The sequence below is a fragment of the Sporosarcina highlanderae genome, assembly GCF_030433715.1.
Classification (GTDB): domain Bacteria; phylum Bacillota; class Bacilli; order Bacillales_A; family Planococcaceae; genus Sporosarcina; species Sporosarcina highlanderae.
This window is the reverse complement of the sequence record NZ_JAROCC010000005.1, coordinates 232,275-246,094: the sequence shown is the minus strand read 5'-3', so window position 1 is coordinate 246,094 and position 13,820 is coordinate 232,275. Positions and strand designations below refer to the sequence as shown.

General features: G+C 41.4%; 13 protein-coding genes. All 13 read left to right on the top strand.

Features of this window, described 5'->3' with window-relative positions:
* The first annotated feature begins 237 nt into the window (after window positions 1-237).
* The 13 genes from mraZ to ftsA all read left to right on the top strand — a co-directional run bounded on the left by mraZ (window position 238) and on the right by ftsA (window position 13,786).
* A complete protein-coding gene (mraZ, locus tag P5G49_RS08660) occupies window positions 238-669 on the top strand; it encodes a division/cell wall cluster transcriptional repressor MraZ (protein WP_301243090.1) in 432 nt (143 codons plus the stop codon).
* Between the two features lie 30 nt (window positions 670-699).
* Window positions 700-1,632, top strand: a complete 933-nt coding sequence (gene rsmH, locus P5G49_RS08655; protein WP_301243089.1) for a 16S rRNA (cytosine(1402)-N(4))-methyltransferase RsmH — start codon at window positions 700-702, stop codon at window positions 1,630-1,632.
* A gap of 16 nt (window positions 1,633-1,648) precedes the next feature.
* Window positions 1,649-2,026, top strand: coding sequence for a cell division protein FtsL (gene ftsL / locus P5G49_RS08650; protein WP_301243088.1), 378 nt, complete (start codon window positions 1,649-1,651; stop codon window positions 2,024-2,026).
* A 38-nt stretch (window positions 2,027-2,064) separates the two neighbouring features.
* Window positions 2,065-4,254 carry a penicillin-binding protein gene (locus tag P5G49_RS08645; RefSeq protein WP_301243087.1) on the top strand — a complete coding sequence of 730 codons (2,190 nt, stop codon included), beginning with the start codon at window positions 2,065-2,067 and terminating at the stop codon, window positions 4,252-4,254.
* A 130-nt stretch (window positions 4,255-4,384) separates the two neighbouring features.
* Window positions 4,385-6,226 (top strand): penicillin-binding transpeptidase domain-containing protein, encoded by a 1,842-nt coding sequence (locus P5G49_RS08640; protein ID WP_301243133.1) that lies wholly within the window; start codon window positions 4,385-4,387, stop codon window positions 6,224-6,226.
* Window positions 6,227-6,271: 45 nt separating this feature from the next.
* Window positions 6,272-7,246, top strand: coding sequence for a phospho-N-acetylmuramoyl-pentapeptide-transferase (gene mraY, locus P5G49_RS08635; RefSeq protein WP_301243086.1), 975 nt, complete (start codon window positions 6,272-6,274; stop codon window positions 7,244-7,246).
* A complete protein-coding gene (gene murD / locus P5G49_RS08630) occupies window positions 7,247-8,596 on the top strand; it encodes a UDP-N-acetylmuramoyl-L-alanine--D-glutamate ligase (protein ID WP_301243085.1) in 1,350 nt (449 codons plus the stop codon). It abuts the gene before it with no gap.
* A 70-nt stretch (window positions 8,597-8,666) separates the two neighbouring features.
* Window positions 8,667-9,755 carry a putative lipid II flippase FtsW gene (gene ftsW / locus P5G49_RS08625; RefSeq protein ID WP_301243084.1) on the top strand — a complete coding sequence of 363 codons (1,089 nt, stop codon included), beginning with the start codon at window positions 8,667-8,669 and terminating at the stop codon, window positions 9,753-9,755.
* A gap of 17 nt (window positions 9,756-9,772) precedes the next feature.
* On the top strand, window positions 9,773-10,585 hold the full coding sequence (locus P5G49_RS08620) for a cell division protein FtsQ/DivIB (protein ID WP_301243083.1): 813 nt from the start codon (window positions 9,773-9,775) through the stop codon (window positions 10,583-10,585).
* Window positions 10,566-11,285 carry a DUF881 domain-containing protein gene (locus P5G49_RS08615; protein ID WP_301243082.1) on the top strand — a complete coding sequence of 240 codons (720 nt, stop codon included), beginning with the start codon at window positions 10,566-10,568 and terminating at the stop codon, window positions 11,283-11,285. Before P5G49_RS08620 ends, P5G49_RS08615 begins: the two co-directional genes overlap by 20 nt.
* A gap of 29 nt (window positions 11,286-11,314) precedes the next feature.
* On the top strand, window positions 11,315-12,034 hold the full coding sequence (locus P5G49_RS08610; protein ID WP_301243081.1) for a DUF881 domain-containing protein: 720 nt from the start codon (window positions 11,315-11,317) through the stop codon (window positions 12,032-12,034).
* 2 nt (window positions 12,035-12,036) lie between these two features.
* Window positions 12,037-12,408: a small basic family protein gene (locus P5G49_RS08605; protein WP_301243080.1), complete on the top strand. Its 372-nt coding sequence runs from the start codon at window positions 12,037-12,039 to the stop codon at window positions 12,406-12,408.
* A 94-nt stretch (window positions 12,409-12,502) separates the two neighbouring features.
* Window positions 12,503-13,786 (top strand): cell division protein FtsA, encoded by a 1,284-nt coding sequence (ftsA, locus tag P5G49_RS08600; RefSeq protein WP_301243079.1) that lies wholly within the window; start codon window positions 12,503-12,505, stop codon window positions 13,784-13,786.
* Window positions 13,787-13,820 lie beyond the last annotated feature (34 nt).

Sequence of the window (13,820 nt, the reverse complement as noted above, 5' to 3'; positions counted from 1 at the left end):
TTGCCGAAATTTTAGTGAGTTCCCATAGAAGCCCCGAGACTTCCCGTAGAATCGTCAAGAGTTCCCAAAGAACTCCATGTACTTTCCATGAACATTATGTACTCACGAAAATTGGAGTAAATTAGCATTATCTCAATAAAACAAGTACTATCGACACATTTTAAAATGAAAACGGATTATTGGTGGAGGAATGTGGGGGGATGTGGTACATTAAAAACATATAGTGGGGTGAAGAGTATGTTCATGGGTGAATATCAGCATACCGTCGATGTAAAAGGCCGCTTAATTGTCCCGTCTAAGTTCAGGGAATATTTGGCGGATGGCTTTGTGCTGACTCGTGGATTGGATAATTGTCTCTTCGGTTACCCTATGGAGGAATGGAAGCGATTAGAGGAAAAACTAAAGGCACTGCCCGTTACTAAAAAAGATGCCAGGGCATTTGCAAGGTTTTTCTTTTCAGGTGCCACAGAAGTTGAAATAGACAAGCAAGGTCGCGTAAATATTCCAACCTCTCTTCTGGATTATGCAAAAGTGGAGAAAGATTGCGTCGTCATCGGGGTTTCCAGCCGAATCGAAATCTGGTCGAAATCATTATGGGATGCCTATTATGATGAATCCGAGCAATCCTTCAACGAAATCGCAGAGAATATTATTGATTTTGACTTCTGATACAAAATAAAGAAAGGATGACGGTTTCAAATGTTCGATCATATTACAGTATTACTTCACGAAGCCGTCGAAGGGCTGAACATCAAGCCTGATGGTGTCTATGTTGACTGCACGCTTGGCGGTGCCGGACATAGCCTTGAAATTGTAAAAAGATTATCACCTGATGGTAGACTGATTTGTTTTGATCAGGATACGACTGCTATTGAAGCAGCAAAAGAGAAGTTGAAAGACTATTTATCCCAAGTGACTTTCATCCATTCCAATTTTAGAAACTTGAAAAGTGAGTTAGCGAATATTGGAATCTCCACTGTTGATGGAGTACTGTACGATCTTGGTGTATCTTCACCTCAACTTGATACCCCTGAACGAGGTTTCAGCTACAATCATGATGCGGCTCTCGACATGCGAATGGATACAAACGCACCATTAACAGCCTTTGACGTTGTTAACGAGTGGTCCTATGAAAACTTGGTCCGTATCTTTTTCAGATATGGGGAAGAGAAGTTTTCAAAAGGGGTCGCGCGTAAAATTGAAGAGTCAAGGAAACAAGCTCCCATTCAAACAACAGGAGAACTTGTTGAACTGATCAAAGATGGTATCCCGGCGGCGGCTCGCAGGACAGGCGGGCATCCGGCAAAACGAGTATTCCAAGCGATAAGAATAGCAGTAAATGATGAACTTGGAGCAGCGGAAGACTCACTAACTGACGCATTAACAGTAATGAATCCAGGTGGACGGATTTGTGTTATAACATTCCATTCATTGGAAGACCGTTTATGTAAAACCATTTTTAAAGAGGTTACTTCATTACCGGAATTACCACCGAATTTGCCGGTCATTCCCGATAATATGGAACCGGAATTCAAAGCGGTTACAAGAAAACCAATTGTGCCAAGTGAAGAAGAAATTTCAGTAAACAAAAGATCCAGATCGGCAAAGTTACGGATCATCGAAAAAAAATAAAAGGAGGAATTGTTAAATGGCATTGGAACAAAGAAAATTCCAGATGAATATGGTACATGAAATTGAGACACCGCAAACACCGAAGACACAAGAATTACAGCCGAATAGGCGTTCCAAAAAACTGATTTCCAAAGGGGAAAAGTTTTTGTTCGTGCTGTTTACAGCAATTCTTGTTCTTTTTTCTACGATGATTTTGCATACACAGGCACAAATTAACGATACAAATAAGGAAGTGCAACTTCTTAATAACAAAATTGAAGAAACAGTTAAACAGAATACGGAATTGTCCAATCTTGTGAGCGAGAAATCTACATATGAGGTGATCATGAATAAAGCGAAGGAGCTCGGCTTGAATCTAAACGAGAAAAACGTAAAGGTCGTGCCTGGACGATGAAAAAGAAGAAGTTTCGATTTCAATGGGGAGCCTTTCTGATGTTCGTTTTTTTCGGAGGGCTCTTTTTCCTATTGTTTGGACGTTTGCTAAGTATTCAAATCACCGGACAGGCAGAGGGTAGACAGATGGCTGTCATGGCGGAGGCAAAATATGCAAGAGAAGCGATCCTTCGGGCCGATAGGGGCAAAATTATCGACCGAAACGGTGAACTGATTGCATCTGATACTTTGAGTTACCGGCTAATTGCGGTACTGAACGAAAAAGCGACTGAAAAGGGTGCGAAGAAACCAAGACATGTCGTGGATTTTGAAAAAGCCGCGGATCTGTTGAGCAGATATATCCCGATGGAAAAGAACAAGATGATTGAAATAAGGAATTCGGCTGTGAAAAACAACCCAAATGTCTATCAAATGGAATTTGGTAAAGCAGGACGAGATATTAGTCACGAAACGATGTTAGCCATAAAAGAGGCGGCTGAAGAAGAAGGCATAACAGGTCTGCAGTTCATCGAAGATAAAAAAAGATTTTATCCAAACGGCGATTTTGCATCCTACTTAATCGGTTTTGCGATGAGGGAAGAGGATGAGAATAAAAAAGTTTCCACTGTTGGTAAAATGGGCCTTGAACAGACGTATAACAAGGAATTGACCGGTATTAACGGTAAGGTAGATTTTAAGACGGATAGATGGGGCTTTATTTTGCCGAAGACTGAAAAACAAATTGTTGCAGCCCAAGACGGTATGACCATTCAGTTAACGATTGATAAGACTATACAAAACTTTGTCGAGGATGCAATGAATCAAGTGAATGAAGAATACTCGCCGGAAAAAATGCTTGTTATCGTAACAAACCCTAAGACTGGTGAAATCTATGCGATGAGCCAGCGACCTTCGTTTCATCCTTCAACACGTGTCGGCTTGACTGAAAACTGGTTGAACGATGCAATACAAAATACGATCGAGCCAGGTTCTACAATGAAAATATTTACATTGGCCGCAGCGATTGAAGAAAGAAAATGGGATCCATTCGCAGAATTCCAATCTGGACAGTATACAATTTTTGATAAGACGATTCGAGATGTTAATAGAACCGGTTGGGGTAGGATTTCCTTTCTTGAAGGCTTTCAACGGTCATCCAACGTTTCGATGGCCTACCTTTTGGAAAGGATGGGCGACCGCACATTCATCGAATACTTGAAAGAGTTCGGCTTTGGTGAAAAGACTGGAATTGATCTGCCGCGTGAAGCATCTGGCATCATATTGGATATTAATCCAAGTGAGAGATTGACAACTTCATATGGTCAAGGGTCAACCGTCACTCCAATTCAAATGATTCAAGCAGCTACAGCCATAGCAAATGATGGGAAAATGATGAAGCCTTATGTCATTGATAAAATCATCAATCCAAATACAGATGAAATAGTGGAAGAGCATAAATCGGAAGAACGGAAATCACCGATTTCAGCGGAAACCGCAAAACAAGTTCGAGAGGTTCTTGCCTCAACCGTAACATCCGAGAAAGGGACTGGTAGAAAATTTGCTCTCTCAGGTTATCCTGTCGGGGGAAAAACGGGAACAGCAGAAATTCCTAGGAAGGATGGTCCCGGTTACCTCTCGGGGGATGGAAATTATCTGTATTCCTTCCTTGGGATGGCTCCAATTGAGGATCCCCAATTATTGACATATGTTATTGTTCAGCAGCCAAAACTTGAACTTGGACAATATGGTTCAGATCCGGTTGCAAAACTGTTCACGTCCATTATGGAAAGTAGTTTGAAATATATGAATATCATACCAGAAAATAATGAAAGTCCCTCAACAGTATCCATATCGGAATTTGTTGGAGAAGATTCATCTTTTGCAATTGAAGAACTTCGTCAACAAGGTTTTTCTCCGGTATTAATTGGAGAAGGTGGCAAAGTTTTAAGCCAATACCCTCAAGAAGGTACCAAGATGAATAAAGGCTCTATTGTTTTATTGGTAACTGAAGGGGATACCATTTTGCCAAATTTTTACGGGTGGTCGAAAAAAATGGCATTATCATTTAAAATGTTATCAGGGCTTGATATCCGTTTGAACGGTGATGGGTATGTAACAGAACAAAGTTTATCTGAAGGGGCTGTCATTAGTAAGGATGACCCTGTAGTTCTTCAACTGATGACGCCGGCCGATCAGCACACACCAACTCCGCCGGATGAAGAAAAAGAAGAGGAGATAATTGGTGGATGATGTATAGCAATCCACATCTATTCATAGGTTGATAGAAAACGAAAGGTGTGGGGCGCTGCGTAAATATGCCGATCTTCAATCCAAAAAGAGATTGCGGGCTGTCTATATTATTTTTATAATTGCAATCGTCATGGTCGTAGGAAAGCTCTTCCACGTTCAAATCATCAAGCATGAATGGTTAAAGGCGCGTGCTGAAGAGAACTGGGATAGGGAAATCCCTTTCGGGGCATTAAGGGGGGAAATCAATGACCGTAATGGTCAGTTGATAGTTGGCAACCGCCTATCTCCAACGCTTTATTACATGCCATCCCAGAACAAGGAACCAGAAAAGGCTGCAGCTGCAATTGCGGGTATCATCGGAATGGATAAAGAGAAACTGCTTGAAAAGATGACTAAGAAAGCCTATATGGTCAAATTGGCCCCTGAGGGTAAGAATATTACCCAAGAACAGGCGGATGAAATTGCGAAGCTGCAAATTGACGGATTGTATACCGGAGTGGATTTTGTCAGGAATTATCCGAACGGGGAATTATTATCAAGGCTCATCGGGTTTACGGGTTATGATGGTGATGGCCTCGCAGGAATTGAATATGCATATGATGAGATTTTAAAAGGTACAGGCGATAAAATACGCCTCTATACGGATGCGCGGACAATTCCTCTTCCTCATGTAGACGACAGTTTCGAAACTGGTGACAAAGGTGCAAGTGTTTTATTGACAATCGATCTTGAAATGCAAAAAGCAGTTGAGCGGGAATTGCAACAAGCGCTTGAAAAATTTGATGCTACATCAGCGCTTGGTATTGTCATGAATCCTAAAACCGGAGAAATACTTTCCCTTGCTTCCATGCCATCTTTCGATCCCGCCAATTATCAGAATACAGATCCTTCGATTTACAATCGGAACTTGCCGGTTTGGATGACATTTGAACCCGGTTCCACATTCAAAATTGTGACTCTTGCCGCCGGACTTGAAGAAGGTCTTATCGACCTGAATCATGAACATTTTCATGACCCCGGGTATACAATGGTTGCAAATGCAAGGTTACGATGCTGGAAGAGGGAAGGACATGGTCATCAAACTTTTTTGGAAGTCGTCGAAAATTCCTGTAACCCGGGATTCATCGAAATCGGCAGGCGCTTAGGCGGCGAAAAGTTGGATAAATATATTAGAGACTTCGGATTTGGAGAAACGACCGGATCGGGAATTGCAGGCGAGGCAAAAGGTATTCTTTTCTCGCAAAAGGCATTCGGTCCAGTCGAACAAGCAACTACCGCTTTCGGCCAGGGGATATCAGTTACACCAATCCAACAGGTTCAGGCGGTAGCGGCGGCCATTAACGGAGGCTATCTGTATAAGCCGTATATTATTAAGGAAATTAAGAATGATAAAGGTGAGACAATAAAGTCTTTTGAGCCAGAGATGAAACGCCGAGTGATTAGCGATGAAACTTCAGCTAAGGTTAGAGAAGCTTTAGAATCGGTTGTCGCAAATGGTTCAGGTCGGAATGCATTCAACGACGGTCTGCGGGTTGGAGGAAAGACCGGGACTGCACAAAAAGTTGTAAATGGAACTTATGCGGATGGAGACTATATCGTTTCATTCATAGGATTTGCACCGGCCGATGACCCTGAGCTTCTTGTCTATATCGCTGTTGATAGCCCTAAAAACTCAATCCAGTTCGGTGGAGTAATTGCTGCACCAATCGTTGGTCGTATCATTGAGGAAATCGCACCTCTTGCAGGAATTGAAAAGAGGGAAGGGCAAATTGAAAAGGAGTATCGATGGGGTGATCCTTTAACACATCGTGCTCCTGATTTGACAGGAATGACAAAAGGTATGGTCGCGCGCCAACTTCACACATATCGCATACAATGGCATGGAGATGGAGAAGTGATTAAATACCAAATGCCTGCACCTGAGTCCTTGATAATGGTGGACGATATCATCCACGTTTATACAGAGGAATAGATAGACAACAATAATTCGTTTTTATAACAATTAAGGAGAAATATTATGACACTCGCCACTACAATTACGGTTATCACCGTTTCATTTATACTAACAGCACTTATCGGGACCGCAATCATACCGTTGCTAAGAAGATTGAAGTTCGGGCAAAGCATCAGGGAAGAAGGTCCGGAAGCCCACAAGAAAAAAGCAGGCACGCCCACTATGGGCGGCCTGATTTTCCTGAGTTCTATCATCATTACGATGCTGATCCTATCATACATATATGAAGATGTACTAACAACACAGACAATTGTATTGATGATTGTGCTTGTAGGATTCGGTGTTATCGGATTCCTTGACGATTTTATCATTGTCGTCATGAAACGGAATTTAGGTTTGACATCCATTCAAAAATTAATAGGGCAGATTGTAATTGCTGTTCTTGCTTATTTTCTATTAAAAATGGGACCTTTTGAAACAACGCTTCTCATACCATTTACGAAAATTACTATTGACCTTGGTGCCTTCTATGTAGCATTCCTTATTTTCTGGCTTGTCGGTTTTTCAAACGCAGTCAATTTATCGGACGGCCTTGATGGTCTTGTTGCTGGTACTTCAACCGTGGCATTTGCTGCTTTTGGTGTGTATGGCCTCATCTATGAGCAACATGACATCGCGACGTTCGCATTTGTCGTTGCTGGGGCAATGTTAGGCTTTTTATTATTCAATATGAAGCCGGCAAAAGTATTCATGGGCGATACCGGCTCTTTAGCTTTAGGCGGTGTTCTTGCGATGCTTTCAATCCTTGTGAAGCAGGAACTATTACTTGTTATAATTGGAGTCGTGTACGTAATGGAAACATTATCGGTTATGATCCAAGTGACAAGCTTTAAGCTAACAGGAAAACGGGTATTTAAAATGAGTCCGATCCACCATCACTTCGAACTCTCGGGTTGGTCAGAGTGGAAGATTGTAATTGTTTTTTGGGGAATTGCTTTCTTGGCTGCAATGCTGCCCGTATTATGGGAGGTGATGTAAGTGGAAATTCGGAATCAGTTTAAAGGAAAGAAAGTGCTTGTGCTTGGTCTTGCTAAAAGTGGCTATGCGGCTGCTGATTTGTTACATTCCCTCGGTGCAAATGTTCTTGTTAATGATTTCTCACCTGAAGAAGGAAACAAAGAAGCTCATGCTCTACGTGCAAACGGTATAAACGTTATCTGCGGTGGACATCCCGAAGGAATCTTGGATGAAGGCTTTGATTTCATAGTGAAAAACCCAGGGATTCCTTACAAAAATAAGGTTCTTCAACAAGCCATCAAGAAAGACATACCGATTTGGACTGAAATCGAATTAGCTTACTTGGTTAGTAAGGCTCCTATTATTGCAATCACCGGCTCCAACGGAAAAACAACAACAACAACCCTTCTCTATCATATTTTGAATATAGGTGGGAAGAAACCACTGATTGCGGGAAATATCGGAACTGTGGCATGTACAGTGGCTGACGCAGCAACCGCTGATGAGGTCATTGTTATGGAAGTATCGTCATTTCAGTTAGCCGGGACAGAAAAATTCCGTCCAAGAATATCCGTTTGGACAAATTTATACGAAGCCCATATTGACTATCATGGAACGTCTAAAGAATATGCCATCGCAAAGTCAAAAGTAGCAACGAATCAGACAAAAGATGATTTCTTCATTTACAATGCTGACCAACCGGAATTACTCCCGTATGTAGAACGATCAGCTGCAACAAAGATCCCTTTTTCCCTAAAAGGAAGAACGGCGGATGGAATTTCCGCCGATGAAGAGATGATTTATTGGCAAGGTGAACCTTTTATTAACCGATCTATCATAAAGCTCTTAGGTCAGCATAATTTGGAAAATATTTTAGCAGCAACTGCATCGGCAATCTTAATGAATTGCGATAAAGAATCAATCGAGAATGTATTAAGTTCATTCACAGGTGTACGACATCGGATGCAATTCGTGAAAGAACTTAAGGGCCGAACATTTTATAACGATTCAAAAGCCACAAATACATTAGCGACGAAAAGTGCTCTTTCCTCGTTTCAGCCTCCTGTAATTTTAATAGCGGGTGGATTGGACAGAGGACATTCTTTCGAAGAACTGCGACCATACATGGATAGGGTAAACGCACTTTTTGCTTTAGGCGAGACCGGGAACCGTTTAATTGAATTTGCGAAATCCTGCGGTGTCCCTTACGTCAAAAAAGCGGAAACGATGGACGAAGCAGTACAAGGAGCTTTTGGCATTTCCCTTGAAGGAGATCAAATCCTACTTTCGCCAGCCTGCGCAAGTTGGGACCAATACCCTAACTTCGAAGAACGCGGAGATGCATTTATAAATGCAATCGACAACTTGTAAGCCAAATAGAATGCTTTTATGTGGCCTGGATCGGAAAGCAACTGCTCACATTTAACACTAAGACGGAAGGATGCGTTCACTGGATCAGAAATTGAAAGCTGCCTTCATCATATCGGCAGTATCGTTATCACTTATCGGATTGGTCTTCGTCCACTCTGCTGGATCATATTGGGGACAAATTCATTATGCGGATTCACCCCCGTTCATAGTAAAACAAGGAATTTACATGGGAATATCGATTTTTGTCGCCCTAATGTTAATGAAAGGAAAGTGGGTTTCCCATGAATCTTTCTGGACTGCCTTTTATTACATAACAATTATCTTGTTAGTTGCAGTTATGATTCCGGGGATTGGTGCAGTCAGGAACGGTTCGCAAAGCTGGATTGCCCTTGGTCCATTCAGCATACAGCCAGCAGAGTTTGTCAAAGTTGCCCTTATCGGAAAACTTGCCTGTAGTGTAAAAAACTCCGCAGGAAGAAGTCCCTTCAGGTTGAACCATTTTGTACTAATTCTATTGCCAGCAGGATTAATCATGTTGCAACCGGATCTTGGCTCAACGGTGATTATGATTGTTTCAGCGTTTGTCATCCTATTCCTTGCAGGTTATCCTTTGTCCTTTTTTGCCGTATTAGGTATGACTGGAGTGGGAGCTTTTGTTGCCTTGATTATTTCAGCTCCATATCGGATTGATCGTATTAAATCGTATATCGATCCGTGGAATGATCCCCTTGGGAAAGGTTTTCAAGGAATCCAGTCCTTATTTGCCATAGCGCCAGGTGGATTATTTGGTCACGGGTATGGAAACAGTCGACAAAAGTACCTATATTTACCGGAACCGCAAAATGATTTCATATTTTCGATCATTGCCGAGGAAACGGGTTTTATCGGGGCGACTTCCATTCTGTTGCTATTCTTGGTATTGTTGTTTTCGGCATTTGGAATTGCGATACGTACGTATGATTACAAAGCATTTTTAATAACCGCTGGAATGGCTTCTATGATAATATTTCAAACGTTCCTTAACGTCGGAGTTGTCTCCGGATTATTGCCTGTAACCGGCGTGACATTACCCTTCATCAGTTATGGGGGTTCTTCATTGCTTACGACCTGGATGGCAGTAGGGACTATTTTACACTTCGCATTTTATAGAAAAACTTAGGAAGGGAGGGCTACCATATGGATAAAGTGATCGACATCGAAGAACGCATACCATCCATGCGTGAAAAACGGCGTAGGAAAACGAATAAAAAGTTCATTTTCATTATTGCCGTATTCTGTATAGCCCTCCTTGTGCTACTATACTTTCAATCTCCATTCAGTAAAGTCGGTGCAATAGAAATCCATGGTGCGCAACTGTATGATGACGAGTTTTACTTCGAAAAGAGTGGTATTCCAATCGGTAGTTCGTATTGGGGATTCGTCACAAAAGAAGTTGAGAAAGAACTTTTAAAAATCGAAGGCGTCAGTAAAGTATCCGTAACAAGAAAACTGTTAAGGGATGTTGAAATTTCCATAACCGAGTGGAAAATGGTTGCCTATATGGAGAATGATGGTAATTTTGATTTATTGCTTGAAAATGGCGAACTAATTTCAAGTGATATCAATTATCCGAATGTCCCTATATTGAATCATGTGGACAAGCCCGACTTAAGGAAAAAGCTGACGAAACAATTATTGAAGATGGACAAGGATGTCCTGCATTTGATCTCTGAAATTATTTATACTGGAACTGAGGAAAACCCCGATACAATAACGGCCTTTATGGATGATGGTTTTGAAGTCCATGCAATCATTCCAACTTTCGCAGAGAAAATGGATTATTATCCAGAAATTACATCTCAATTAGAGGACATGGAAAAAGGTATAATCGACATGGAGGTTGGTACATATTTTTCTCCCTTTAACAAAATTTACGGTCAGGAGAAGGAATTGGAAATGGAGGGGGAAGGAGAAGGAGAAGGTGATGTAGATGGCGAAGAAAATGAATGAGGAAAATAAAAATAAAGGCAGGTATATTTTGTACTCACTTGTCTTTTTGGTCCTTGGATTTATTTTCGCATTTTCTTATCGCACTTTGGGGAAAGACAGTGGAGAGACAGCGCCGTCACCCACATTCCAAGAGGAAGAACAATATCGTGCGGATCTGATCGTCCAAAAGGAAAGAAATAAGGAATTAGCCGATGAAATTCGATCTAAACAAGCTGAAATCCGTGAATTTGAACAATCTTTCTTGAGGAGCGAAGAGAATCATGCAGAGCTTGTAAACGAAGCAAAAGATCTTCGTTTACTCTTAGGGGTTATTCCGGCAGTTGGTCCAGGCGTCCGTGTTACATTGAAAGACGGGGATTATGATCCTGTTGAACAAAATCCCAATGACTATATTGTGCATGAGAGCCATGTTCTTCGGGTGGTAAACGAATTGAAAATATCCGGTGCACAGGGCATCTCCATTAATGGCCAAAGAATATCTTCTAATTCATATATAAAATGTACAGGCCCCGTCATTACTATTGACGGTCGAACGTTTCCTGCACCTTTTGTAGTAGAAGCAATTGGAGATCCGGAAATCTTATCTCCATCGTTGAATCTCACTGGCGGAGTAATTGATAGTCTGGTCCACGATAATATTGTAGTAACCCTTGAACAGTTGAAAGAGCTAAAACTGCCTGCATTAAGGGATGAATCGTAAACTGACTGCTTTAAAGGGAGGGGGGTTCCGTGAAGAAGGCGATCAATTGGAAATTCACTCTTATCCTTCTGTTAATTGGATTCATGATTGCTGTTCAGTATAATTCAGTGAAAAATCCTAAGATACGTGATACGAGGGATATATGGGCAATTCGACAAGAGTTGGCAGAGGAAAAGAAACTTCATTCAGAGCTTTTATCAGAAATCCGGGAATTGGACAACACAATATCCACGTATAAGTCACTCAGTGAGTCAAGTGCAGGGCAAGCATTAAATGACACGGTCGAGAAATTAAACCGTAAAGCAGGGACAACGGATATTACAGGGCCCGGCATTGTTATTGAAGTCAAGCCATCACCTGAAAGTGTAGCGTATGGAATACCAATCACGAGTATTTCATCAGATTTATTGACACGTTTTGTCAACGAGGTGAACCGATTTAAAGGGATTGCCATGGAGATAGACGGTAAACGGAATACGGTAATGAGCTCAATTAGGGTCATAAATGGTTTTACGTCTGTAAATGGCCTTAATGTTTCGACACCACCCTTTAAGATTAAGATTATTTCACCTACACTGTCTGAAAGTGAAAAACTTTATAATTATTTATTGGCCTCCTCCATTCATGATGATTTTTATCTTGATAATTTAGTTTTAGATATTAGTAAACCAATGAATGACGTATCTATGCGTGGATGGCCAGAAAAATTTGAAAATCTGTATTTGCAGGAACTGCCGAAAGGGGAATAACAATGTGGTTGCCGTTGCTTGGCTTAATACTTGGAGTTTCGCTTGGTCTGTTATCAGATATTCAAATTCCACAACTTTATAGTAATTATTTATCAATAGCTGTATTGGCCGCACTGGATACATTATTCGGTGGCATAAGGGCCTATCTTCAACAAATTTATGATGATAAGGTTTTCATTTCAGGCTTCTTCTTTAATATCGCGCTTGCTGCCGGTTTGGCTTTCCTTGGCGTGCATTTGGGAGTAGATCTATATTTGGCAGCAGTATTTGCATTTGGGGTAAGGCTTTTCCAAAATATTGCAGTCATAAGAAGGATATTGCTAACGAAATGGTCAGATCGAGGAAAGGTTTCTGAAAAGAAATTTCAGGAATGAAAGGAATTGAGGAGAAGATGGCGAAAATATTTAGACAATATGACTCTAATACAATAGAATGTAAGATAAGGATAGCAATGGGAGGTGCCGGGAATTGAATCAATCTACAACTTACGTTTCACTTGATATAGGATCTTCGTCAGTCAAAGTACTGATTGGCGAAGTAGATAACGGATCCCTCCATGTAATCGGAGTTGGTAACGTCCAGTCAGCTGGAATTCGAAAAGGGACGATAATCGACATAGATGCAACCGTCCAGTCAATCCGAAAAGCGGTGGAACAAGCCGAGCGGATGACGGGAATGCAAATTCGGGAAGTCATTTTAGGTGTTCCCGCTAACGGCGTTCATTTACAGGACGTCAAAGGTGTTGTCGCCGTAAATTCCGAGAATAGGGAAATTACGGATGATGATTTGGGTCGTGTTATGAAATCTGCTCAGGTCATGTCGGTTCCACCAGATCGGGAGATTGTCAATATCATCCCGAAACAATTCATCGTTGATGACTATGATGAGATTAAAGACCCGCGTGGGATGATTGGTGTTCGTCTTGAGTTGGATGGTACACTGATTACTACTTCCAAAACATTAGTGCATAATATTTTACGATGCGTTGAAAGGGCAGGACTTGTGATACGTGAAATTTATCTTCAGCCTTTGGCGTCAGGTACATTTGCCTTAACTGAAGATGAGATGAATCATGGCACGGCTTTCATCGACATTGGTGGAGGTTCCACAACTATCGCCGTTTTCGGTGATAACCGTTTCATTTCGACCGCAGTAATTCCAGTTGGAGGAGACCATATTACAAAAGACTTGTCCATTATTTTAAAGACTCCTACTGAGCAAGCTAGGAAGATTAAGCATCAATTTGGACATGCCTTTTATGATGATGCGTCAGATGATGAGCTATTTGAGGTTCCTGTCATTGGTGCTGATTCAAAAGACCAATATAGTCAAAGATACATATCGGAAATCATCGGTGTCCGATTGGAAGAATTATTCGAATTGGTGCTTGAGGAGCTTTACCGAATGGGGATCCGTGATTTGCCTGGAGGAGTCGTATTGACTGGCGGGACAACCAAGCTTGAAGGGATTCTGCAGCTTGCAAGACATGTTCTGAAAACAAGGGTCCGCGTCCATACACCTGAGTATATCGGTGTCCGCGAACCAATGTATTCGACTGCTGTGGGTCTTATCCGTTATGCTAATATGGAAGATTCCTATTTTGGTATTTCAGCAGAATCTCAAACTGCAGCAGCTCATAGTGACATGGATTATCCTTCATCACCAAAAAAGAAGGCTACTGTTCAAACAAAAGAGAAAAAATCAAGCTTTATGAGCAAGACTAAGAAATTTTTCGATGGATTTTTTGAATGACCCAAAAAAACGGTCTGATTGGGATTAGGAGGAG